This is a genomic window from Pseudomonas sp. ATCC 13867, assembly GCF_000349845.1.
In the GTDB taxonomy this organism is placed as follows: Bacteria; Pseudomonadota; Gammaproteobacteria; order Pseudomonadales; family Pseudomonadaceae; genus Pseudomonas.
In genome coordinates, this window is the sequence record NC_020829.1 from 472,528 (window position 1) to 494,112 (window position 21,585).

The 21,585-nt window shown below is 66.0% G+C and carries 21 protein-coding genes; 12 read left to right on the forward strand and 9 right to left on the reverse strand.

What is annotated here, in order from left to right:
• Positions 1–16 precede the first annotated feature (16 nt).
• The gene (locus H681_RS02135) at positions 17–571 is read left to right on the forward strand and encodes a DUF2780 domain-containing protein (RefSeq protein WP_015475197.1); all 555 of its coding nucleotides are present in this window, start codon (positions 17–19) and stop codon (positions 569–571) included.
• Between the two features lie 7 nt (positions 572–578).
• On the opposite strand, the gene H681_RS02140 is transcribed toward H681_RS02135, so the two are convergent.
• Positions 579–1,478 (reverse strand): acyltransferase, encoded by a 900-nt coding sequence (locus tag H681_RS02140; RefSeq protein ID WP_015475198.1) that lies wholly within the window; start codon positions 1,476–1,478, stop codon positions 579–581.
• 137 nt (positions 1,479–1,615) lie between these two features.
• Here H681_RS02140 and rloA2 point away from each other — a divergent pair, with 137 nt between their 5' ends.
• The 6 genes from rloA2 to H681_RS02170 all read left to right on the forward strand — a co-directional run bounded on the left by rloA2 (position 1,616) and on the right by H681_RS02170 (position 6,578).
• On the forward strand, positions 1,616–2,143 hold the full coding sequence (rloA2, locus tag H681_RS02145; protein ID WP_015475199.1) for a retropepsin-like aspartic peptidase RloA2: 528 nt from the start codon (positions 1,616–1,618) through the stop codon (positions 2,141–2,143).
• Positions 2,144–2,209: 66 nt separating this feature from the next.
• Complete coding sequence (creB, locus tag H681_RS02150; RefSeq protein WP_015475200.1) at positions 2,210–2,896, forward strand: two-component system response regulator CreB; 687 nt, start codon at positions 2,210–2,212, stop codon at positions 2,894–2,896.
• The gene (creC, locus tag H681_RS02155) at positions 2,896–4,311 is read left to right on the forward strand and encodes a two-component system sensor histidine kinase CreC (RefSeq protein WP_015475201.1); all 1,416 of its coding nucleotides are present in this window, start codon (positions 2,896–2,898) and stop codon (positions 4,309–4,311) included. Before creB ends, creC begins: the two co-directional genes overlap by 1 nt.
• 172 nt (positions 4,312–4,483) lie before the next feature.
• Complete coding sequence (gene creD, locus H681_RS02160; RefSeq protein ID WP_015475202.1) at positions 4,484–5,926, forward strand: cell envelope integrity protein CreD; 1,443 nt, start codon at positions 4,484–4,486, stop codon at positions 5,924–5,926.
• Between the two features lie 11 nt (positions 5,927–5,937).
• The gene (locus H681_RS02165; protein ID WP_015475203.1) at positions 5,938–6,237 is read left to right on the forward strand and encodes a hypothetical protein; all 300 of its coding nucleotides are present in this window, start codon (positions 5,938–5,940) and stop codon (positions 6,235–6,237) included.
• Positions 6,234–6,578: a hypothetical protein gene (locus tag H681_RS02170; protein ID WP_015475204.1), complete on the forward strand. Its 345-nt coding sequence runs from the start codon at positions 6,234–6,236 to the stop codon at positions 6,576–6,578. The genes H681_RS02165 and H681_RS02170 overlap by 4 nt, the downstream gene beginning before the upstream one ends.
• Position 6,579: 1 nt before the next feature.
• Here H681_RS02170 and H681_RS02175 read toward each other — a convergent pair whose 3' ends face one another.
• Positions 6,580–7,203, reverse strand: a complete 624-nt coding sequence (locus H681_RS02175) for a glutathione S-transferase (RefSeq protein WP_015475205.1) — start codon at positions 7,201–7,203, stop codon at positions 6,580–6,582.
• 16 nt (positions 7,204–7,219) lie between these two features.
• Positions 7,220–8,185, reverse strand: a complete 966-nt coding sequence (locus H681_RS02180) for a Vgb family protein (RefSeq protein WP_015475206.1) — start codon at positions 8,183–8,185, stop codon at positions 7,220–7,222.
• Between the two features lie 81 nt (positions 8,186–8,266).
• Here H681_RS02180 and H681_RS02185 point away from each other — a divergent pair, with 81 nt between their 5' ends.
• Positions 8,267–9,124: a protein phosphatase 2C domain-containing protein gene (locus H681_RS02185; protein ID WP_015475207.1), complete on the forward strand. Its 858-nt coding sequence runs from the start codon at positions 8,267–8,269 to the stop codon at positions 9,122–9,124.
• 130 nt (positions 9,125–9,254) lie between these two features.
• Here the strand turns inward: H681_RS02185 and H681_RS02190 are convergent, their stop codons facing one another.
• The 3 genes from H681_RS02190 to H681_RS02200 all read right to left on the reverse strand — a co-directional run bounded on the left by H681_RS02190 (position 9,255) and on the right by H681_RS02200 (position 13,371).
• Positions 9,255–11,663 (reverse strand): TonB-dependent siderophore receptor, encoded by a 2,409-nt coding sequence (locus H681_RS02190; protein WP_015475208.1) that lies wholly within the window; start codon positions 11,661–11,663, stop codon positions 9,255–9,257.
• Between the two features lie 230 nt (positions 11,664–11,893).
• Positions 11,894–12,856: a FecR domain-containing protein gene (locus H681_RS02195; protein ID WP_015475209.1), complete on the reverse strand. Its 963-nt coding sequence runs from the start codon at positions 12,854–12,856 to the stop codon at positions 11,894–11,896.
• The gene (locus H681_RS02200) at positions 12,853–13,371 is read right to left on the reverse strand and encodes an RNA polymerase sigma factor (RefSeq protein ID WP_015475210.1); all 519 of its coding nucleotides are present in this window, start codon (positions 13,369–13,371) and stop codon (positions 12,853–12,855) included. The genes H681_RS02195 and H681_RS02200 overlap by 4 nt, the downstream gene beginning before the upstream one ends.
• A gap of 229 nt (positions 13,372–13,600) precedes the next feature.
• Here H681_RS02200 and H681_RS02205 point away from each other — a divergent pair, with 229 nt between their 5' ends.
• The gene (locus H681_RS02205; protein ID WP_015475211.1) at positions 13,601–13,888 is read left to right on the forward strand and encodes an alpha/beta hydrolase; all 288 of its coding nucleotides are present in this window, start codon (positions 13,601–13,603) and stop codon (positions 13,886–13,888) included.
• Between the two features lie 46 nt (positions 13,889–13,934).
• Here H681_RS02205 and H681_RS02210 read toward each other — a convergent pair whose 3' ends face one another.
• A complete protein-coding gene (locus H681_RS02210) occupies positions 13,935–15,464 on the reverse strand; it encodes an NCS1 family nucleobase:cation symporter-1 (protein WP_015475212.1) in 1,530 nt (509 codons plus the stop codon).
• 345 nt (positions 15,465–15,809) lie between these two features.
• Here H681_RS02210 and H681_RS02215 point away from each other — a divergent pair, with 345 nt between their 5' ends.
• Positions 15,810–16,259, forward strand: coding sequence for a hypothetical protein (locus tag H681_RS02215; protein ID WP_015475213.1), 450 nt, complete (start codon positions 15,810–15,812; stop codon positions 16,257–16,259).
• A 44-nt stretch (positions 16,260–16,303) separates the two neighbouring features.
• Here the strand turns inward: H681_RS02215 and H681_RS02220 are convergent, their stop codons facing one another.
• Complete coding sequence (locus tag H681_RS02220) at positions 16,304–18,481, reverse strand: malate synthase G (protein WP_015475214.1); 2,178 nt, start codon at positions 18,479–18,481, stop codon at positions 16,304–16,306.
• Positions 18,482–18,775: 294 nt separating this feature from the next.
• Between H681_RS02220 and H681_RS02225 the strand changes: the two genes are divergently transcribed.
• Both H681_RS02225 and H681_RS02230 read left to right on the forward strand, forming a co-directional pair.
• A complete protein-coding gene (locus H681_RS02225; protein ID WP_015475215.1) occupies positions 18,776–19,228 on the forward strand; it encodes a GNAT family N-acetyltransferase in 453 nt (150 codons plus the stop codon).
• A gap of 12 nt (positions 19,229–19,240) precedes the next feature.
• Positions 19,241–19,759 carry a glycine cleavage system protein R gene (locus tag H681_RS02230; RefSeq protein ID WP_015475216.1) on the forward strand — a complete coding sequence of 173 codons (519 nt, stop codon included), beginning with the start codon at positions 19,241–19,243 and terminating at the stop codon, positions 19,757–19,759.
• Between the two features lie 658 nt (positions 19,760–20,417).
• Here H681_RS02230 and rarD read toward each other — a convergent pair.
• Complete coding sequence (rarD, locus tag H681_RS02235) at positions 20,418–21,305, reverse strand: EamA family transporter RarD (protein ID WP_015475217.1); 888 nt, start codon at positions 21,303–21,305, stop codon at positions 20,418–20,420.
• Between the last annotated feature and the right edge of the window lie 280 nt (positions 21,306–21,585).

A 21,585-nucleotide genomic window follows, 5' to 3' on the forward strand; every position in this document is an offset into this window, starting at 1 on the left:
CTCCTCGGAGTCGTCGATGTCCGCCAAATCCGCCGTTGTTCTGGCCGCCGCCTGGCTGGCCGTATCTCCCGTGTTCGCCGCCACCTTTGCCGAGAACGCCGAGCCGGCGCCGGCAGCCGAAGCGCCCGCGCAGACGGCCAGCGCGCTGCTGACCCACCTGACCCATCAGTTGGGCGTCAGCGAACAGCAGGCCATTGGCGGCACCGGCGCCTTGCTGGGACTGGCCCTGAATACCCTGAAGGACAGCGACAGCACCCAGTTGCAGAAGGCCATGCCGGACATGCAGCAGCTCGCCGGCAGCGGTTCCGTGGGCGACCTGGGGGGCATGCTGGGTGGGCTGGGCGGCGCCGCGGCGCTGCTCGGGGGAATCAACAACCTGCAGGATGTCGACCAGATCTTCGGTGTGCTGGGCATGGACCAGTCGATGATCGGCCGCTTCGCCGGGGTGATCCTCGATTACTTCACCGAACAGGGTCTGAGCAGCCAGTTGCTCGGCACGCTCGGCGGCCTCTGGGGTATGCCCGCCTCGCCGGCATTGCAGACTCCGCCGGTCACCGGGCGCGGGGCGTAGGCCCGGTTCAGAAGGTCTGGCGCAGCGCCTCGATGCGCGCGTCCTTCTCTTCCCACAGGCGTGACACCCAGGCCTGCACGTACTGGCGAAACTCGGGGTCGTTCTCGTAATCGCCCTGCCACAGCGCAGGGTCGATCTCGCGGGCCTGGATATCCACGATCACCCGCGGCACGCGTCCGCACAGCAGGTCCCAGAAGCCCGGCCGCGGGCCCTTGGGGTAGACCAGGGTGACGTCCAGCAGGGTATCCAGTTGCTCGCCCAATGCCGCCAGCACGAAGGCCACGCCGCCCGCCTTGGGGCGCAGCAGGTGCTTGTAGGGGGATTGCTGGTTGGCCTGCTTGGCCGGGGTGAAGCGGGTACCTTCGAGGTAGTTCACCACGGTCACCGGCATGCGCTTGAACTTCTCGCAGGCGGCCTTGGTGATCTCCAGGTCCTTGCCCTTGAGTTCCGGGTGCTTCTCCAGGAAGGCCTTGCCGTAGCGCTTCATGAAGGGGTAGTCCAGCGCCCAGAAGGCCAGGCCGAGGAAGGGCACCCAGATCAGTTCCTTCTTCAGGAAGAACTTGAAGTAGGGCGTCTTGCGGTTGAAGGCCTGCACCAGCGCCGGAATGTCGACCCAGGACTGGTGGTTGCTGATCACCAGGTAGGAGGTGTCGCCACGCAGGTTGTCGCCGCCACGGATGTCCCAGACGGTCGGGGTCATCAGCGCGAAGACGGCCTTGTCGATCTCCGCCCAGGTCTCGGCGATCCACATCACCCCGCGCGAGCAGGCGTCCCTGGCCGCCTGGCCGGGGACGATCAGCTTGAGCAGCGCGATCAGCAGCATCGGGCCGATCAGGATCAGGGTGTTGAGCAGCAACAGGACGCCGGCGATGACGCCGGTCAATGCCTGCAGGGAGTGTGCCCGCATGACGATCCGATTCCTTGTGCGACGGTGGCGCGGCCATGATACGCAGACAATTCCCGTGGCCCAAGCGGGGATGGTATGGCGAACCAAGGGCCGTCGTGCTAGTCCTATGCGCACATGCCTCACCCCGGAGATTCTGCGTGAAACGCGCCCTCGCCCTGCTTTCCCTGTTCGCTCTGCCCAGCCTGGTGCTGGCCGCCGAACCCAAGCTCTATGGCCGCTACGAATGGGTCAGCCTGCCCGAACTCGACCAGACGCTGCAGGCGAAGATGGACACCGGTGCCTACACCTCGTCGCTGTCGGCCAGGGACATCCAGATCTTCCAGCGCGACGGCGAGGACTGGGTGCGCTTCAAGCTGGCCACCAAGGAGGGCGGCGACTCGGTGTACGAGCACAAGCTGCTGCGCATCTCCAAGATCAAGAACCGCTCCGAAGGCGCCGCTGAGGACGAAGAGGAAGACAGCAACCCCGGCCTGAGCCAGCGCCCGGTGATCGAGCTGCCGGTGTGCCTGGGCGGCGACCAGCGCACTATCGAGGTCAACCTGACCGACCGCAGCCACTTCAACTATCCGTTCCTGATGGGCACCAAGGGCCTGCGCAAATTCCACGTCGCGGTCGATCCCGGCGAACGCTTCGCCGCCGGCAAGCCGACCTGCTCCGGCGGCTGAGACCCCGATTGACGCGGTGCCGGGCTTGCGGCACCGTGCCGGCAGTTTCCACGGAGCCGGAGCCTTATGCCGCACATCCTCATCGTCGAAGATGAAGCCGCCATCGCCGACACGCTGCTCTACGCGCTACAGGCCGAAGGCTTCGCGACCACCTGGCTGAGCCTGGCCGGCGTGGCGCTGGAGCGGTTGCAGCGCGAGGCGTTCGACCTGGTCATCCTCGATGTCGGCCTGCCCGACATCAGCGGCTTCGAAGCCTGCAAACGGCTGCGGCGCTTCTCCGAGGTGCCGGTGATCTTCCTCACCGCCCGCGACGCCGAGATCGACCGGGTGGTGGGCCTGGAGATCGGCGCCGACGACTACGTGGTCAAACCCTTCAGCCCGCGCGAGGTCGCCGCGCGGGTGAAGGCCATCCTCAAGCGCACCGCGCCGCGCGAGGCGCCCATTGCGAGCAATGGCAGCGGAGCGTTCGAGGTGGACGAGGAGCGTGCGTCGATCCGCTATCACGGCCAGCCGCTGGCGCTGACCCGCCATGAGTTCCGCCTGCTGCAGACCCTGCTGGCGCGCCCCGAGCGAGTGTTCAGCCGCGAGCAGTTGCTCGATGCCTTGGGCGTCGCCGCCGACGCCGGCTACGAGCGCAACGTCGACAGTCACATCAAGAGCCTGCGCGCCAAGCTGCGCCAGGTCGCCGCCACCGCCGAGCCGATCCAGACCCATCGCGGCCTGGGCTACAGCTACGCGCCGGACAAGAGCTGATGCGCCTGTCGCTGCGGATCTTCCTGGTCTATTTCCTGTTCGTCGGGCTGACCGGCTGGTTCGTCCTGCGCACGGTGATGGACGAGATTCGTCCCGGCGTGCGCCAGTCCAGCGAAGAGACGCTGGTGGACACCGCCAACCTGCTGGCCGAGGTGCTGCAGGCCGACGTGAAGAACGGCAGCCTCGACCAGAGCCGGCTGCCCGAGATGCTCCGCGCCTACGGTGCGCGCAGCCCGCAAGCGGATATCTGGGGGGTGAACAAGACGGCGGTGAACCACCGCATCTACGTCACCGATGCGCGCGGCATCGTCCTGCTCGACTCCCTCGGTCAGGCCGTGGGCCAGGACTATTCGCGCTGGAACGACGTCTACCTGACCCTGCGCGGGCAGTACGGCGCGCGTTCCAGCCGTGAGTCGGCGGATGACCCGGAATCCTCTGTGATGTACGTCGCCGCGCCGATCCGCGATGGGGAGAGGATCATCGGCGTAGTGTCGGTGTCCAAGCCCAACCGCACCCTGCAACCCTACATCGACCGCTCCCAGCGTCGCCTGGCGTGGCTCGGCGCCGGGCTGATCGTCCTCGGACTGCTGGTCGGCGCGCTGCTGTCCTGGTGGCTGAGCCGCTCGCTGGATCGACTGACCCGCTACGCCCAGGCGGTCAGCGAAGGCCGGCGAGCGGAGCTGCCGCGCTACCGGGGCGGCGAGATGGCGCAGTTGGCCGATGCGGTGGAGCGCATGCGCGTGCAGCTGGAGGGCAAGGCCTACGTCGAGCGCTACGTGCACACCCTGACCCACGAATTGAAAAGCCCGCTGGCGGCGATCCGTGGCGCGGCGGAATTGCTCGAAGGGGAGATGCCCGCCGAGCAGCGGGCGCGCTTCGTCGGCAACATCGCCGGGGAAAGCGAGCGGCTGCAGCAGTTGATCGAGCGCCTGTTGAACCTGGCCCAGGTGGAGCAGCGCCAGGGGCTGGAAGAGCGGGTGCCGGTGACCCTGCACGAGCTGGTCGATGAATTGATCGACGAGCGGCTGGCGCGTGGGCAGGGCGTGCAACTGGCGAACGATATCCCGCCCCAGGCGATGGTGACGGGCGAGCGTTTCCTGCTGCGCCAGGCGCTGGGCAATCTGCTGGACAATGCGCTGGATTTCACGCCGGCGGGCGGTGTCATCCGCTTTGACGCGCAGCCCGAAGGCGAGGGCTGGCGCGTGGAACTGTTCAACCAGGGCGACGCCATTCCGCAGTTCGCCCTGCCGCGCCTGACCGAGCGTTTCTATTCCCTGCCGCGCCCGTCCAGCGGGCGCAAGAGCACCGGGCTCGGCCTCAACTTCGTGGCCGAAGTGGCGGCGTTGCATGGCGGTGAACTGCGCGTGGAGAACGCCGAGGGTGGGGTGCGGGCGAGCCTGCTTTTGCCCTCGTAGGAGCGAGCTTGCTCGCGAACAGCCCCAACTGTTGAATTGGTTCGCGAGCAAGCTCGTTCCTACAAAAAATCAAAAGCCACACAAATCCCACACAGTCTCCACATTCCCGCCCAGGCGCCCCCACGCGCGGGCCCCAGGCTTGCTCCGTCGTCCACCTACGGAGAAGCCCTCAATGAATCGCCAACTCGGCATCAAGCTCGGCGCCATCGCCCTGCTGATCGTCCTCCTGCTGATCCCCCTGCTGATGATCGACGGCCTGGTCGACGAACGTCAGAACTACCGCGACGAAGTCCTGCGGGACATCGCCCGCAGCGCCAGCTACAGCCAGCAGCTCACCGGCCCGCTGGTGGTCGTGCCCTACAGCCGCACCGTCCGTGTCTGGCGCCTCGACAAGACCAGCCAGCAGCGCGTGTTGCAGGAGCGCGAGGTGCGCGGCCGCCTGTACTTCCTGCCGGAGACCTTCCTGCTCGATGGGCAGATGCGCACCGAGCTGCGCCATCGCGGCATCTACGAGGCGCGCCTGTACCACGCGGACAGCCGGGTCAGCGGCAGCTTCGTGCTACCGGCCAACTACGGCATCGGCAGTGACCTGGAGAGTTATCGCTTCGACGCTCCCCTGCTGGCAGTGGGCATCAGCGATGTGCGCGGTATCGAGAACGCGCCGAAGTTGAAGGTCGGCGACGAGCTGCGCGACTTCCAGCCGGGCACCCAGAGCCGGTTCCTCGGCAATGGCGTGCACGCCGTGCTGCCGTTCAAGGCCAGCGACCGCGAGCAGCGCTTCGACTATTCCTTCGAGCTGTCGCTGCTGGGCAGCAGTCGCCTGGACATCACCCCGGTCGGCCGCGACAGCCAGGTCAACCTGGTCTCTGATTGGCCGCACCCCAGCTTCGGCGGCGAGTTCCTGCCCACCGAACGCAGCGTCAGCGACCAGGGCTTCAGTGCGCGCTGGCGCACCAGCTTCTTCGCCACCAACCTGGAGGACCAGCTGCGCGCCTGCACCGCGCCGGCCCAGGCCGACGTCGCCCGTGCGGTCGAAGCGGTCGACCCGGATGCCTCCCGTGCCAGTTCGGCGGAGTGCAGCGAGTTCGGCCAGCACCGCTTCGGCGTGGCGCTGGTGGACCCGGTGGACCAGTACCTGAAGACCGACCGCGCGGTGAAGTACGCGCTGCTGTTCATCGTCCTCACCTTCGCCGGCTTCTTCCTCTTCGAAGTGCTCAAGCGCCTGTCGGTGCACCCCATCCAGTACGCTCTGGTGGGCATGGCGCTGGCGCTGTTCTACCTGTTGCTGCTGTCGCTCTCCGAACATGTCGGCTTCGAGCTGGCCTATCTGATTTCCGCCGGCGCCTGTGTCGGGCTGATCGGTTTCTACCTCTGCCACGTGCTGCGCAGCCTGTGGCGCGGAGCCGGGTTCAGCGTCGGGCTGGCGGGGCTCTACGGGATGCTCTACGCGCTGCTCAGCGCCGAGGACTACGCCTTGCTGATGGGTTCGCTGCTGCTGTTCGGCGTGCTCGGCGGCGTGATGGTGTTGACCCGCCGGCTGGATTGGTACGGCATCGGCAAGCCCCGTGGCGACGATCTGGAATTTTCCCTGGACGACGTGCGCGTGCAGCGCTGAGGAGAAGACAAATGCCCAACCTGATGCGGTTTTCCCTGTGCCTGCTGGCCGGCCTGCTGCTCAGTGGCCTGTGCCTGCCGGTGCTGATGCTGCTCGGCCGCTTCGACTGGATCGCCCTGCTGGTGGCCACCGGCAAACCGCTGGCGCACCTGGCGCTGTTGCTGCCGGGCGACCTGTGGACACAACTCACCGGCGTCGAGGATGCGGCGAACAATCCCCATGTGCGTTCCTTCCTGGAAATGTGCATGGGCGTGGCCCAGCTCGGCCTGCTGCTGGCGCTGCCGATCTACCGACTGGGGAAGACGTCATGAGTGCGTGGAACGGACTGCGCGAGGAGCGCGAAGTGGGTCGACGGCTGGCGCGGCGGGTCGCCGGGTTGTTCGAGCAGGGGATGGGGCGGCGAGTGGTGCGTGACGAGCGGTTTCAGCGCAGGGTAGTGCGGCACGGTCGATGCGAGGTGAAGTTCTGGCGCGCCGGCTATGCCCTCACCCCAGCCCTCGCCTTTGGTGTCCTGCGTCGCCCTACCTCCTGCATCCATGCAGTCGTCTCCCAAAGGGAGAGGGTGCTGGGCGGTGCCGGCTGGCAAGTCTGGAGTCAGCCGGCGCGACACCAGGACTGTTTTGCGCAGGAGCGCAGCGATAGCCATCGATGATTCAGGCAGGAACCGTGGCCTGCATCGATGGCCGCTGGCTGACCTCGGCGAACCACTGGGCCAGCCGCGGGTACTCGGTGCGCCAGTCCCAGTGCGGCTGGCGGAAGTCCAGGTAGCCCAGGGCGCAGGCCACGCCGATGGCGGCGATGTCAAAGCGCTCGGCCAGTTCGGCGTGGGCCGGGCCGTCGAAGTAGGCGAGGGTGCGGACGATCTTCAACTGCTGGTTGTCCAGCCATTGGTCCCAGTGCTTTTCCGGTGGACGCATGGCGGTTTCGTAGCGGATCAGCACGGAGGCATCCATCACCGCGTCGGCCAGCGAGGCCAGGGTCAGGCGCCGCCAGCGGGCCGGGCCCTGGCGCGGGATCAGCGGTTCGCCGGCATGCTGCTGGTCGAGGTAGTCGAAGATCACCCGGCTGTCGTGCAGGGTCTGGCCGTCGGCCAGGCGCAGGGCGGGAATCTTGCCGGCGGGGTTGTCCTGCAGCACGCCGGTGTCCGGTGCGATGGGCGTGTGGACGGCGGCGTAGAGCTCGACCCGGTCGAGCTGGCCGGTCTCATGCAGCAGGACCATGACCTTGCGCACGAAGGGCGAGGCGGCGGCGTGGAACAGGATGGGGCGGACGCTCATGGGTTCTCCTCGGCGTTCATTCGTGGATGACCACCAGGCGGTCGGCGCCGGATTCGGCGCCCCAGACCTCGCCCGGCCGGCCCAGCAACTGGCGCACGTTGGCGTGCTCGCGGTCGCTCGGATAGGTGGTGAATCGTTCGCTTTGCGGGTCGAAGTGCAGGATGGCGTTGCTGGCGAAGTCGCTCAGCCAGACCTGGTCCATGCCATCGACGTAAAGGGCGTAGGGCTGCGGATGATCGCCCGGCAGCTTCCAGGTTTTCCACTGGTTGTTGTCGGGATCCAGGCGTGCCAGCTGGCCGGCGCTCCACTGGCTGATCCACAGCCGCCCGACCGAGTCGGACCATAGCCGGCGCGGGCCGCTGGCGGCGCTGGGCGGGTCGATACGGGTGACCTTGTCGCCGACCGGGTCGATATGGCCGACGTAGCCGCCGGCCAGCGAGGCATACCAGAGTTCGCCGTCGGGCGTCACGGCGATACCGTACGGACCCTTGCCCTTGGGCGCCGCCCAGACCTTGAGTGCGCGGGTCGTGGGGTCGAGGCGGCCGTAGAAACCATTCTGCCCGGTGAACCACAGAATGCCATCGTCATCGAATACAGCAGTGTTGAGGTTGGCGTTGGCGGCTTCCTTGGGCAGCGGAATGACTTCCACGCCCAGGCGCTCGCTGTCGACGTGGACGATGGCATTGAGCCCGCCATCGGTGATCCAGGCATCGCCGTCGGGGCCGGCGACCACGCCGTGGGGCGCGGAGCCCTTGCCCAGGCTGATCTGCTCGGTTTCGCCGGTTTGCGGATCGAGACGGCCGAGTGAGCCGAGGCGTTGCGCGGTGTACCAGACCTTGCCGTCCGCGGTGGGCGCTACGTCATGGGGGCCGGAGCCCTTGGGCAGGTCGAAGTACTTCACCTCGGCGGCATGGGCGCCGGTGGTCAGCAGAAGGCCGCTCAGCAGCAGGCCGCTCAGGGGGAGGGTCAGGACGCGAAGCATGGGGCTCTCCTTGGCAGAGTCCAAAGGGTGATGAGACTGTACGCCGGTCAGTGTGGCCGACGAAACGAAGGAGAACGGCTTGTGACGACGATTTCCGTACGCGGGGCGGCCTGCCGCCAGGGTTCGCCGGTGAACGACGATGCCATCGGCTACACCGCGCAGGCGGCCTGGGTGCTGGACGGTGCGACCAGCCTCGGGCAGGGGCTGGTGGGTGGCGAGAGCGACGCGCGCTGGCTGGCGCAGAGCGCCAATGCCCACCTGCAGCGGCTGCTGGAAGAGCAGCCGTATCGACCGACCAGCGAGCTGCTGGCGCACTTGCAGGCGGGTATCGCCGCGGATTTCCAGCGCGATTCCGGCGTGGCGGTGAGCCTGGATCTCAACCTGCCCACCGCTTGCCTGAGCCTGCTGCGGGTGCTGGGCGACGGCTCGCTGGAATTGCTCAACCTCTGCGATACCTGCATCCACCTGGCCTGGGACGATGGCCGCGTCGAGAGCTTCGGCGACACGCCGCTGGAAGAGATCGATCGCCAGTCGGTGCAGCGCCTGCTGGCACTGCGCGAGGCGAGCCCGGAGTGGAGTCATGCGCAACTCTGGCAGGCCAGTCGCGAATGGGTGCGGCGCAACCGTGCGCTGGCCAACACGCCGGAAGGCTACTGGTGCCTGGACCCGAGCGAACGCTGGATTCCCCATGTGCAACGCCGAGTGCTCGACCCTGCGGGCCTGAAGGCGTTCATGCTGGTGACCGATGGCTTCGGCCGGTTGCTGGATTTTCGCCGCTACGACCTGGACGCGCTGTTCTGGGCATTACCCGAGCGTGGCGTGGAAGCGCTGATCGAGGAATTGCGCGCACTGGAAAGCGCCGATGACCAGGCGCTGGACTACCCGCGCCTGAAGATCCATGACGATGCGAGCGTGGTCTGGGGAGAAGTGGTGCGTTGAGCAGGGCCCGCGTTGCGCGGGCCACCGGGAGCGTCGGGTGAATAACCTGGAACAGGTTATCCGCCGTTGTGCCGGCGGATAACGCTGGCGCGTTATGCGCCCTACGGGTGCCTGTGGCGCTGCGTGGGCGTCAGAACTTGTAGTTGACGCTTGCCACCACGTTGCGACGGTCGCCGTAGTAGCAGTAGAAGCCGTCGCAGGTGGAGATGTATTCCTTGTCGAATACGTTGTTGGCATTCAGCGCGACGTTCAGGCCGTTGAGGCTGTTGTCGAGGCGGCCGAGGTCGTAGTGCACCGCGGCGTCGTAGAGGGTGTAGGAGCCGGTGTCGCCGTCCGACTTGTCGCGCACGTAGCCCATGCTGCCGATGGCGATGTTGTGGGTCTCGCCGACGTAGCGGGTGCCGAAGCCCAGGCCGAAACCGTCGAGCAGACCGTCATGCCAGGTGTAGTCGGCCCACAGCGAGGCCTGGTTTTCCGGGGTGAGCGGCAGCGGACGGTTCTTGTCCAGCGGGTTGGCGACCTTGGTCATCTTGCTGTTGGCGTAGGTGTAGGCGGCGGTCACCTTGAGGTTCTCGGTGACGTTGCCGACGGCCTCCAGCTCGAAGCCACGGACCTGCGCTTCACCCACCGGGCGGCTGATGAAGTCGCTGCCGGTGAGGACGATGTTCTTGCGGGTCAGGTCGTAGACGGCGGCGCTGAGCATCAGGTCGGTGCCCACCGGCTGGTATTTCACGCCCAGTTCGTACTGCTTGCCGGTGCTTGGCTCGAAGGCCGCGCCGTTGGTGCCACCGGCTTCGGTCTGGAACGACTCGGCATAGGACACATAGGGCGCCACGCCGTTGTCGAACACGTAGCTGAGCGCCGCGTTGCCGCTGAACTGGCTGTCGCGCCGGGTGTCGGTGGCGCCATCGGCGTTGTAGAACTTCGAACCGGTGTGGGCCCAGTCCTGGCGGCCGCCGAGGGTCAGGCGCCAGTTATCCAGGGCGATCTGGTCCTGGGCGTACAGGCCGGTGTCGCGCATCTTCTGGTTGTAGTCGTTGTACGCGGTGTAGACGACGTTGCTGAAGTCCTGGCCATAGATCGGCTTGCTGATGTTGCTGGTCGGCGCGGTGCCGTACAGCCACTTGTAGTTGGTGTTGGCGCGCTGGTGATCCAGGCCCAGCAGCAGGGTGTGCTTGAGCGGGCCGGTGGAGAAGTCGGCCTGCAGGTTGTTGTCGATGGCGAACTGGCTGATGTCTTCATCCACCACGTTGGCGCCACGGGAGAGAGTGCCGTCGTCGGCCACCGAGGTCGCGCTGCCGCCGGCGGTGATGCCCTGGAACGACAGGTCGCTCTTGGTGTAGCGCAGGTTCTGGCGGAACTGCCAGACGTCGTTGATGCGGTGCTCGAAGGCGTAACCCAGGGCGTAGTAGGTCTTGTCGTAGAACTCCCAGTCCGGGTCGCCCAGGTTCTCGTGGTACTTCACCTCGCCTGCCGGGGTGGACAGCTTGGTGCCCTGCAGCGGCAGGAACTGGCTGGTGATGCCGGTGTCGTCGCGGTTGAACTGGGAGAGGAAGGTCAGCTTGGTGTCTTCGTCGAAGTTCCAGGTCAGGCTCGGCGCGATGTTGTAGCGCTTGTTGTCGACATGATCGACCTGAGTGTTGCTGTCGCGCACCACGCCGCTGACGCGGTAGAGCAGGTTGCCAGCATCGTCGACCTTGCCGGTGCTGTCGAAGGAGATCTGCTTGTGCTCGTAGCTGCCGACCTGCAGCTGCACTTCGTGACTGCTTTCGGCCTGCGGACGGCGGCTGGTCATGTCCAGCAGGCCGCCGGGCGGGGTCTGGCCGTACAGCGAGGACGCCGGGCCGCGTAGCAGGGCGACGCGCTCCAGGTCCCAGGTTTCCAGCTTGGGCATCACGTAGGAGCCCTTGGGTAGCGGCAGGCCGTCGAGGAACTGGGTCGGCTCGAAGCCGCGCACCTTCAGCCACTCGGCGCGAGTGTCGTTGCCGTAGCTGCTGGCGATCACGCCGGGCATGTAGCGTACCGCGTCGTCCAGGCTCTGCACGTTGCGGTCCTGCATCTGCTCGCGGGTGGCCACCGAGATGGAGCGTGGGGCTTCCAGCAGCGGGGTGTCGGTCTTGGTGCCGGCGCGGGTGCGGGTGGCGAGGTAGCCGACGGTCGGGCCGTCCGGGTCTTCCTGGGCGGCGCTGATGGTGGTGGCGGACATCGACAGGGTGTCGCTGGGCACCGGGCGCAGGCTGTAGCTGCCCGATTCGCTTTCCACCAGTTCCAGCCCGCTGCCCTGCAGCGCCTGGCGCAGCGCGCCGGCGGCATCGTAGCGACCCTGTACGGCGTGTGCGCTGCGGCCCTGGGCCAGCGCCGGGTCGAGGCTCAGCGACAGGCCGGCTTCGGCGGCGATGCGGTTGAGGGTGCTGGCCAACGGGCCGGCGGGCACCTGGTAGTCACGCACGGCTTCGGCGGCGACGGCCGAAGAGGTGGCCAGCAGGATGGCGGTGGCCAGCAGGCAGGGACGGAGCGACAGTTCGAACGGGCGGCGCATTGAAAACGACTCCTGAATGAAAACGATTCTCGATGCCTCCTTGCCGGGCGAGAATTGAAAAGTGATAGGGCTGGGTGAAAATATTTTTGCGATGCCCTCTGTGGTCGGTGCGGATGGCTCTTCGTAGGATCGAGGGGGACGCCTAGTTCTTGCTCGCGAACCCCATTGATGCCTGTGCTTTCGGGAGACTCTGTTCGCGAGCACGCTCGCTCCTACAGGACAGATATCCCTCAGCCGCGCGGTACCACGCGCGACCACCAGGGGCCGTGCTTCTCGATCCGCACCGGCAGCGCCGGCTCCAGCGAGCTGAGCGCCAGGTCGATGTTCTTCAGCGGGAAGCTGCCGGTGATGCGCAGGTCCGCCACCGCCGGGTCGACGCCGAGGTAGCCAGGACTTTCCCGCGACAGGCGCTCGACCAGGTCGGCCAGGCGCACGTTGTCCACCACCAGCATGCCGTGGGTCCAGGCGTCAGCGGTGACGCTGTTGCCCTGCACCGGCCCGAGGCCGTCGGGCCGTACGCGCACGTGCTGGCCCTGGGCGATGACCTTTTCTTCCGCCAACTGTCCGGGGCGCGCGGCGACCGCCGAGTGCAGGACGCTGAGCAGGGTGCCGTCGTCGCCGTCGCGCTCCACCAGGAAGCGCGTGCCCAGGGCGCGCAGGCGGCCGTCGCGGGTCTCGACGATGAACGGCCGGCTGTCGCCGTGGGCGGTTTCGATCAGGATCTCGCCGGAAAGCAGTACGATGCGGCGCTGTCCGGCGTCGAAGCGCACGTCCACGGCGGTGCGGCTGTTGAGCCGCAGCAGGGTGTTGTCGGGCAGGCGCAACTCGCGCTGTTCGCCGGTGCCGGTGAGCAGGTCGGAGAAGGCGTACTGCACGGGTAGGTAGCGGTTGCCCACGCCGAGGGCCAGTGCGCCGACCAGCAGCAGCGACAGGCCGCTGCCCGCCAACCGGCGGACCTTCTGCCGCGCTTCCCGCGGCGAACGCAGCAGGGCATTGCGCGCAGCCAGGGGTGCGGCGCCGGCGAGGCTACGGTCGAGCATGCCCAACTGGCTCCAGGCGCGGGCGTGCTCGCTGTGCTCGGCATGCCAGCGGCTGAAGGCCGCCTCGTCGTCGGGGCGTGTCTCGCCGGAGCCCAGTCGCAGTTGCCAACTGATCGCCTCGTCGAGGACACGCAGGGAGACGGGGCCATTCACGTCGGCGTTCCGTAGAGGGCGATGTAGCACTGGCGCAGGCCCTGGGCAATGTACTGGCGTACGCGGGGCACGGAGACGCCGAGCTGTTCGGCGATCTCGGCGTGACCGAGACCGTCCAGGCGGTTGAGCAGGAAGGCGCTGCGCGCGCGAGCGGACAGGTTGCCCAGCAGGCGATCGATTTCGCGCAGGTCGGCGAGGATCAGGCAGTGCTCTTCCGCCGAGGGCTGCACGGCCTCGGGCAGGTGCTGCAGTTCCTCCAGATAGGCCTGTTCCAGCGCCATCCGGCGCCAGTGGTCCACCAGCAGGCCCTTGGCGACGGTCACCAGGAAGGCGCGGGGTTCGCGCAGGGACGGCAGTTCGCGGCGGCCGAGCACGCGGACGAAGGTGTCCTGGCTCAGGTCTTCCGCGCGCTGCACGCAGCCCAGGCTGCGGTTGAGCCAGGCGGTCAGCCAGTCGCGATGATCGCGGTACAGTGCACCCACGCGTTCGCCATTGCCAATCTGGATGGCCGACACCCTTTGCTCCCCCATGCCCGAAGTCGGGAAATATCTTAATAACGAGAACTATTCGCAAATAATCGCAGACTGCCGCCCACCCTGCAATCCGCGCCCGTCGGCTTTATCGGCCGATCGCTGGTAAATCGACGGCGTTCTCCAATCGATCCCCTGCCTTCCAGCGGATACCGCCGCGACCTTCATCGCCAACTGGTTCCCGGCGTCCTGGCTGACGCCGGAGCGCCCGGACGTGGCGCCGTTCCGCGCCACGCTGCTGGCGACCAACCGGCATGGGTTGGCCGGTTCGTTCGCCGTCGTGCAGGGAGCGGATCTGCGGCAGGCGCTGAGGGCGGTTCGTCTGCCGACGCTGGGGATCGCCGGGCAGTTCGATACCGTTACCGCTGCCTTTCATGGCGAGCTGATCGCCGATGCGATCCCCGGCGCGCGCCTGCTTACGCTGCCGGCGGTGCACCTGTCGAACATCGAGTTTCCCCGCGAGTTCGAAGGCGCGGTGCTGGACTTCCTGCTGGCGCCCTGAACGACGAAAGGCCGCCCGTGGGCAGCCTTGTTGTTCATCGACAGACTCAGTGGTGAGCGGCATCCACCGCGATGGATTCGCCGGAAACGTCCACATGGGAGCGCTTGCGGTCGGCCAGGGCGAAGTGGATCAGTGCGCCGAGGCCGGCGCCGAAGAACCAGGAGAACTGCGACAGTGTTTCGAAGGCCGGTAGCAGCGCCAGCACGATGGCGATCAGCGCCGACGGGACGAACGCCGCCACGGCGCGCAGGTTGACGCCGCCGCTGTAGTGGTAGGCGGTGTCGCGGCTCTCGCTGTACAGCTCCGGCAGATTCACCCGGCCACGGCGCACCAGGTAGTAGTCGGTGACGATGATGCCGTACAGCGGGCCGAGCAGCGCGCCCAGGCCGCCGAGGAAATACACGATCACCGCCGGGCTGTTGTACAGGTGCCAAGGCAGGATCAGCACCGCGATGGTGGCGCTGAGCAGGCCGGCGCGGCGGAAGTTCAGCAGGTTCGGCGCGAGGTTGGTGAGCACGTAAGCCGGGGCGACGAAGTTGGCCATGATGTTCACCGCCACGGTGACGATCAGGAAGGCCAGGCAGGCCAGCACCAGGCCGAAGGTGTCGGGGATGGCGGCGACGATCTCGGTGGGATTCTGTACCAGCCGGCCGTCGATGCTGAATTGCGCGCCGGCGAGCACCACGGCGATCAGCGCGAAGCCGAGCATGTTCACCGGCAGGCCCCAGAAGTTGCCGACGCTGATGGTGCGGCGGTCCGGGCAGTTACGGGTGAAGTCGCAGAAATTGAGGATCATGGTGCCGTACAGCGAGACCCACAGCGCGGCGGCGCCGAAGACCTTCAGCCACATCGCCGAACCGCTCGGCGCGTTGCCGCTGGACCAGGAGATCGACAGGCCGGCGCGCCAATACATCCAGCCCGCCAGGGAGGCGAAGGCGACCAGGATCACCGGGCCGGCGAAGGATTCGTAGCGGCGCACCATCTCCATGCCGTAGGCGAAGATCACCAACTGCACGCACCAGATGCCGAGGAAGGTGATCCAGCCCAGGGTCGACAGGCCAAGGATCGAGTCCTGGTCGTAGGCCGCAAGACCCGGGGCGATGGCGGTGAGCAGCACGCGTAGGACCACCGAAGCGAGGTAGGTCTGGATGCCGAACCAGGCGATGGCGATTACCGCGCGGATCAGCGCCGGCACCTGCGCACCGTGGATGCCGAAGCTGATGCGGCACATCACCGGGTAGGGCAGGCCGGTCTTCTGGCCCATGTAGCCGGACAGGTTCATCAGCGCGTAGATCACCAGCGCGCCGAGGGCGAAGGCGGCGAGGATCTGCGCGCCGCTCATGCCGAGGGCGAAGAGTCCGATGGCAAATGAATAGTTGGCGATGTTGTGTACATCGTTGGTCCACAATGCGAACAGGCTGTAACGCCCCCAACTGCGGCCCTGGGCCTTGGTCGGGGCGAGGTCGGCGCTGTACAGACGCGGGCTCAGGGTAGGCGCGGCATCATTGCTGGACGCCGCGCTGTCGACAGGTTGGATGGAGGAAACGCCGGACAGGTGAGCGGGACTGGAATTCATGGGCTACTCGGATTTTGTATGCACGGCTTTTTGTGGTTTGTGTGCAAAGCCAGAACCATGCCAGTGCAACCGTCCACAACCTTTCAGCCCTCGCTGAAGGCAGGTGCGAATCCTGGTCGAGCCCTTTATTGGAGCGGCCTGGATGCATGTCTAAGTGGTCAGGAAAATATTTCTCCATAGCAATCATTGACTTGTGAGTCAGGTTGGCAGTGATCCTTCGCGGTGCGTGATGGGGATTTTGTACACAAAGATTGTGTACAGTCGTTACGCTGGTCAGCGTAGCGCCGTTCCCTGTGTAACTATTGAGGGCTATTCGAGCAGGGAGTGGATAGGGAGTGGGTAGCCGTGAGCGATGAACTGAGCTTCGTCTGGACCTGGTACGGCCAGGATGAGCATGCCTGGGCGCTGGCCAGCTGCGAGGCGTTCAGATGCCTGGAGTTCCTGACGCTGGATGCGCAGGAGCAGGAACGTGCCATCTGCGGCTGTCCGGGCTGTGAGACCTGGTCGGGAAAGATCCTGCCGCTGCACGACTGGCTGGAGAAATGCCCGGGAAGCCAAGTGCCGGAGTTTCGCGATGCGCTTCAGGAGGTCTGGGAGCGCTGCAACGAGCTGACGGATGACGCCCTGGGCTGCTACGACCACAACATCTACGCGGATGAAACCTGGATTCCGGTGCGCGCGGCGGCGCGGATCGCCCTGGAGAAGGGCGGCTGGGAAACCCTGCGCGAGCATGTCGAGAGTGTCGTGACCGGCTGCGACCGTCGCCTGTCGCCGTGGCGTTATCGCGAGGAATGAAAAACCGCCCCGGAGGGCGGTTTCTTCAACGCTTGGCGATGTGCTTACAGACCGTTCTTGGCCTTGAACTCGCGGCGGCGGCGGTGCAGGACCGGCTCGGTGTAGCCGTTGGGCTGCTTGGCACCCTCGATGACCAGTTCCAGCGCGGCCTGGAAGGCCACGTTGTCATCGAAGCTCGGCGCCATCGGGCGGTACAGCGGGTCGTTGGCGTTCTGGCGGTCCACCACCGAGGCCATGCGCTTGAGGCTTTCCAGCACCTGCTCCCGGGTCACCACGCCGTGGCGCAGCCAGTTGGCCAGCAGTTGGCTGGAGATACGCAGGGTGGCGCGGTCTTCCATCAGGCCGACGTCGTTGATGTCCGGCACCTTGGAGCAGCCGACGCCCTGGTCGATCCAGCGAACCACGTAGCCGAGGATGCCCTGGGCGTTGTTGTCCAGCTCGTTCTTGATCTCTTCCGCGCTCCAGTTGGTGTTGGGGGCGAGCGGAATGGTCAGGATGTCGTCCACCGAGGCCGGCGCGCGCTTGGCCAGTTCGGCCTGGCGGGCGAACACGTCGACCTTGTGGTAGTGCAGCGCGTGCAGGGTGGCGGCGGTCGGCGACGGAACCCAGGCGGTGTTGGCGCCGGCCAGCGGGTGAGCGATCTTCTGCTCGAGCATGGCGGCCATCAGGTCGGGCATGGCCCACATGCCCTTGCCGATCTGGGCCTTGCCCTGCAGGCCGGTGGCCAGGCCGACGTCCACGTTGCTGTTCTCGTAGGCGCCGATCCACTTCTCGTTCTTCATGGCGCCCTTGCGCACCACGGCGCCGGCTTCCATCGAGGTGTGGATCTCGTCACCGGTGCGGTCGAGGAAGCCGGTGTTGATGAACACCACGCGCTCGGCGGCCGCCTTGATGCAGGACTTCAGGTTGACGGTGGTGCGGCGCTCTTCGTCCATGATGCCGACCTTCATGGTATTGCGCGGCATGCCCAGCACGTCTTCGACGCGGCTGAAGATCTCGGCGGCGAAGGCCACTTCTTCCGGGCCGTGCATCTTCGGCTTCACCACGTACATCGAGCCGGTACGGCTGTTCTTGCGGCTGGTGTTGCCGTTGAGGTTGTGCAGTGCGATCAGGCCGGTGAACAGGCCGTCCTGGATGCCTTCGGGCACTTCGTTGCCCTGGGCGTCGAGGATTGCCGGGTTGGTCATCAGGTGGCCGACGTTACGCACGAACAGCAGGGAACGACCGTGCAGGGTGACCTCGGAACCGTCGACCTTGGAGTAGACGCGGTCCGGGTTCATGGTGCGGGTGAAGGTGCTGCCACCCTTGGTTACGGACTCGGCCAGGTCGCCTTTCATCAGACCCAGCCAGTTGCGGTAGACCACGACCTTGTCGTCGGCATCGACGGCGGCGATAGAGTCTTCGCAGTCCATGATGGTGGTCAGCGCGGACTCCATCAGGACATCTTTCACGCCAGCGGCGTCGGTCTGGCCGATCGGGCTGGTGGGGTCGATCTGGATTTCGAAGTGCAGGCCGTTGTGCTTGAGCAGCACGGCTGCAGGCTTGGCGGCGTCGCCCTGGAAGCCGATGAACTGGGCGGCGTTCTTCAGACCGGTGTCGCCACCGCTCTTCAGGGTCACGGCCAGCGCACCGTTCTTCACGGTGTAGGCGGTGGCATCGACGTGGGAGCCGGACTCCAGCGGCGCGGCTTCGTCGAGGAAGGCGCGGGCGAAGGCAATCACCTTGTCGCCACGGACCTTGTTGTAGCCCTTGCCCTTCTCGGCGCCGTTCTCTTCACTGATCGCGTCGGTGCCGTACAGTGCGTCGTACAGCGAGCCCCAGCGGGCGTTCGAGGCGTTCAGGGCGAAACGCGCGTTCATCACCGGCACCACCAACTGCGGGCCGGCCATGTGGGCGATTTCTTCGTCGACATTCTGGGTGCTGGCCTGGAAGTCAGCCGCTTCCGGCAACAGGTAGCCGATTTCCTGCAGGAAGGCCTTGTAGGCGACCGCGTCGTGCGGCTGACCGGCGCGGGCCTGGTGCCAGCCATCGATCTTCGCCTGGAGGTCGTCGCGCTTGGCGAGCAGGGCTTTGTTCTTGGGTGCCAGATCGTTGATCACGGCTTCCACACCTGCCCAGAACTTTCCGGCGTCGACGCCGGTGCCGGGAATGGCTTCGTTGTTCACGAAGTCGAACAGGACTTTGGCGACCTGCAGGCCACCGACTTGAACGCGTTCAGTCATTGCTTGCCTCACTCTGCTCAGGACCAGCTCGGGACACAGGCAAAACGCCTTGTAGTCCGAGCCGCGAAATACTACATGATGCCGTGGGAAAAATCAGTGGGCTTGCGTCGCGGTTAGACCAAAGTACGCATCTCAGTCACGTAGCACTTATTATGTTCGCAAAAAATTCATTGATTGTTCCAGATAAATCTTAAAACTGTACACGTATAGTCCGGCTGGGTATCTGTGGCACCCCGTCGCAGCCAGCTCCGCAAGCCCCGCCTATACTGCTTTCTCCGCCCTGGAGAATCCCGCATGTCCGTGACACTTGCCACCGCCCCCGCCGATCTCGACGACCTGGTGCCGCTGTTCTCCGGTTATCTCGACTTCTACGAAGTGCCCGCGCCCCACACGGCGATCCGCGGCTTTCTCCAGGCGCGCATCGAGCGTGGCGAGTCCACCGTGTTCATTGCCCGCAGCATCGACGGCCTGGCCGTGGGCTTCGTCCAACTCTACCCGTTCTTCGCCTCGTTGACGCTGCAGCCGGCCTGGCTGGTCAGCGACCTCTACGTGATGCCGGCCGCGCGCCGCGACGGTCATGGCGAAGCGCTGATGAACGCCGCCCGCGTCCACGCCGAAGCCAGCGGCGCCTGCGGCCTGATGCTGGAAACGGCAAAGACCAACCGCGCCGGCCAGTCACTCTACGAGCGACTGGGTTACCAGCGTGACGAGAAGTTCTACACCTATTGGCTGGATCTTTCCGCCTGACGGAGGTTGCTCATGGATCACCTCGTTCTCACGGTCATCGCCCCGGACCAACCCGGCCTGGTGGAGCGCATCGCCCAGTGCATCGCCGCCCACGGCGGCAACTGGCTGGAAAGCCGCATGTCGCGCATGGCCGGGCAATTCGCTGGCATCCTGCGGGTGGCGGTTCCCGCCGAGGGCTACGACGAGCTGGTCGAGGGCCTGCAAGGGCTGTCGGCCCACGGCATTCGCGTGCTGCTGGCGGAGAGTGGCATCGAACCGTCGTGCAACTGGAAACCGATCCATCTGGACCTGGTCGGCAACGATCGCCCGGGTATCGTCCGCGATATCACCCGTCTGCTCACCGAACATGGTGTCAACCTGGAGCGCCTGACCACCGAAGTCCTGCCGGCGCCGATGAGCAGCGAGCCGCTGTTCCACGCCGAAGCGCTGCTGGCGGTGCCGCTGACCCTGCCGCTGGAAACCCTGCAGGAGCGCCTGGAGGCGCTGGCGGATGACCTGATGGTGGAAATGAATTTCCACAACGGGGATTGATTCGCTGTCCTTCCATCTCCTGCCTGTGGGTAAGTCTGTGGGCTCTCTGTGATTGGATTCGCAGAGAGCCCATTTTAATTGGCTTGTAGCCAGCCGGGCTTATCCACGATCCGCAGCGGCGCTGTGCACAGATCGCGTGGATCGCTCCGTGGGCTTTCTGTTGATAACTCTCTGCAAGTCAATGGATACGAGGCCTTGATGGAATCGTTCGTTTTCTGAGCGGTTCATTCGCTCCGGTCGTCTTGCGTGTTCTATCTGGAACGCCCTCCAGCCACTGTGCACAAAACCTCTGGATGAATCTGTGGAAAGACCGTTGGTGGATGGTTGTAAGCCTTTGCCTGCGGGGGATACGGAGAGTTGTCCACGGACTGATCGGCTTGCCCTGGAAGATTCACAGCATACGGGGATGAGCCTGTGGAAAAGCACCGGGAATCTGGCTGGGTCCAGCCAGTTACGTGGCTTCGAGAGAATTGATCGAAAAATGATCGAATGGCGCGCCGGCGAATCGGCCGATCGGCACCGAGGCAACGGGACTGGGGATAAGGGGCCGGGGGAGGCGCTTATCCCCGTCTACGCGGGATGAGGCTGTGGATAATCTGCTGATGGCTTGCTGGAGGCCTCGGATGACGAGGCTTCCAGTGTTGTGATCAAGAACTGATCAGTTGTCGCGGGACAGGCGATACCAGATGTCCGCACTGTACACCACCAGTGCCAGCCAGATGCAGCCGAAGGACACCAGTCGGGTACCGTCCAGGTGCTCGCCGAACAGGAAGATGGCCTGCAGCAGCACCAGGGTCGGCGCCAGGTACTGCAGGAAGCCCAGGGTGGCGTAGGGCAGGTGGCGCGCGGCGGCGTTGAAGCACACCAGCGGTACCAGGGTGATCGGGCCGGCGGCGGCGAGCCAGAGCGCGTCGCGGGTGGTCCAGAACGCGGCATGGGTGCTCGGGCCGTCGGCGAACAGCAGCAACCAGCCCAGGGCCAGCGGCAGCAGTATCCAGGTTTCCACCACCAGGCCCGGCAGCGCGGCGACCGGCGCTTGTTTGCGGATCAGTCCGTAGAAGCCGAAGGTCAGCGCCAGCACCAGCGACACCCAGGGCAGGCTGCCCAGTTGCCAGAGCTGCTGGGCCACGCCGAGCGCGGCGAGGCCCACGGCGACCCACTGCAGCGGGCGCAGGCGTTCGCGCAGGATCACCAGCCCCAGTAGCACGTTGATCAGCGGGTTGATGTAGTAGCCCAGGCTGGCCTCGATCATGTGGCCGTTGTTCACTGCCCAGACGTAGACCAGCCAGTTGCTGGCGATCAGCAGGCCGCTGGCGGTGAGCACGGCGAGGCGCTTGGGATTCTCGCGCAGCTCGCGCCACCAGCCGGGGTGCTTCCAGACCAGCAGGAGCAGGGCGCCGAACGCCGCGGACCAGATGGCGCGGTGGGTGATGATTTCCAGTGCGGGAATGCGTTCGAGCAGTTTGAAGTAGATCGGGAAGAGCCCCCAGATGACATAGGCGGTCAGTCCCAGGGCATAGCCCTGGCGGGGATTGGCGGTAGCCATGAAACATCCTTGGATAGGCAGCTAATGAATGGCCGGCTAATTCTAGGGTGCGCGCGGGGGCTTGTCTGTGCCGGGAAGGTGGCCGATGCCGGGGGAGCAGTGAATGTGCGTAACGTTGGCTTTACGGGGCGAGCTCTTCGTAGGAGCGAGCTTGCTCGCGAACGGCTTTCCCGGTCGTTCCGGTGTCATGCGGTTCGCGAGCAAGCTCGCTCCTGCAGGGGCTGGGGAGCCGCGAACGGTTGTACGCCCGCTGCGGCGCAGGAGCGGACTGTGTCCGCGA

Coding starts and splice junctions, on each gene's coding strand:
- rarD (WP_015475217.1), bottom strand. CDS start 21,305: ATGGCTACCGCCAATCCCCGCCAGGGCTATGCCCTGGGACTGACCGCC.
- H681_RS02140 (WP_015475198.1), bottom strand. CDS start 1,478: ATGCGGGCACACTCCCTGCAGGCATTGACCGGCGTCATCGCCGGCGTC.
- creD (WP_015475202.1), top strand. CDS start 4,484: ATGAATCGCCAACTCGGCATCAAGCTCGGCGCCATCGCCCTGCTGATC.
- H681_RS02135 (WP_015475197.1), top strand. CDS start 17: ATGTCCGCCAAATCCGCCGTTGTTCTGGCCGCCGCCTGGCTGGCCGTA.
- H681_RS02165 (WP_015475203.1), top strand. CDS start 5,938: ATGCCCAACCTGATGCGGTTTTCCCTGTGCCTGCTGGCCGGCCTGCTG.
- creB (WP_015475200.1), top strand. CDS start 2,210: ATGCCGCACATCCTCATCGTCGAAGATGAAGCCGCCATCGCCGACACG.
- H681_RS02210 (WP_015475212.1), bottom strand. CDS start 15,464: ATGAATTCCAGTCCCGCTCACCTGTCCGGCGTTTCCTCCATCCAACCT.
- H681_RS02180 (WP_015475206.1), bottom strand. CDS start 8,185: ATGCTTCGCGTCCTGACCCTCCCCCTGAGCGGCCTGCTGCTGAGCGGC.
- H681_RS02220 (WP_015475214.1), bottom strand. CDS start 18,481: ATGACTGAACGCGTTCAAGTCGGTGGCCTGCAGGTCGCCAAAGTCCTG.
- creC (WP_015475201.1), top strand. CDS start 2,896: ATGCGCCTGTCGCTGCGGATCTTCCTGGTCTATTTCCTGTTCGTCGGG.
- H681_RS02175 (WP_015475205.1), bottom strand. CDS start 7,203: ATGAGCGTCCGCCCCATCCTGTTCCACGCCGCCGCCTCGCCCTTCGTG.
- H681_RS02230 (WP_015475216.1), top strand. CDS start 19,241: ATGGATCACCTCGTTCTCACGGTCATCGCCCCGGACCAACCCGGCCTG.
- H681_RS02170 (WP_015475204.1), top strand. CDS start 6,234: ATGAGTGCGTGGAACGGACTGCGCGAGGAGCGCGAAGTGGGTCGACGG.
- H681_RS02225 (WP_015475215.1), top strand. CDS start 18,776: ATGTCCGTGACACTTGCCACCGCCCCCGCCGATCTCGACGACCTGGTG.
- H681_RS02190 (WP_015475208.1), bottom strand. CDS start 11,663: ATGCGCCGCCCGTTCGAACTGTCGCTCCGTCCCTGCCTGCTGGCCACC.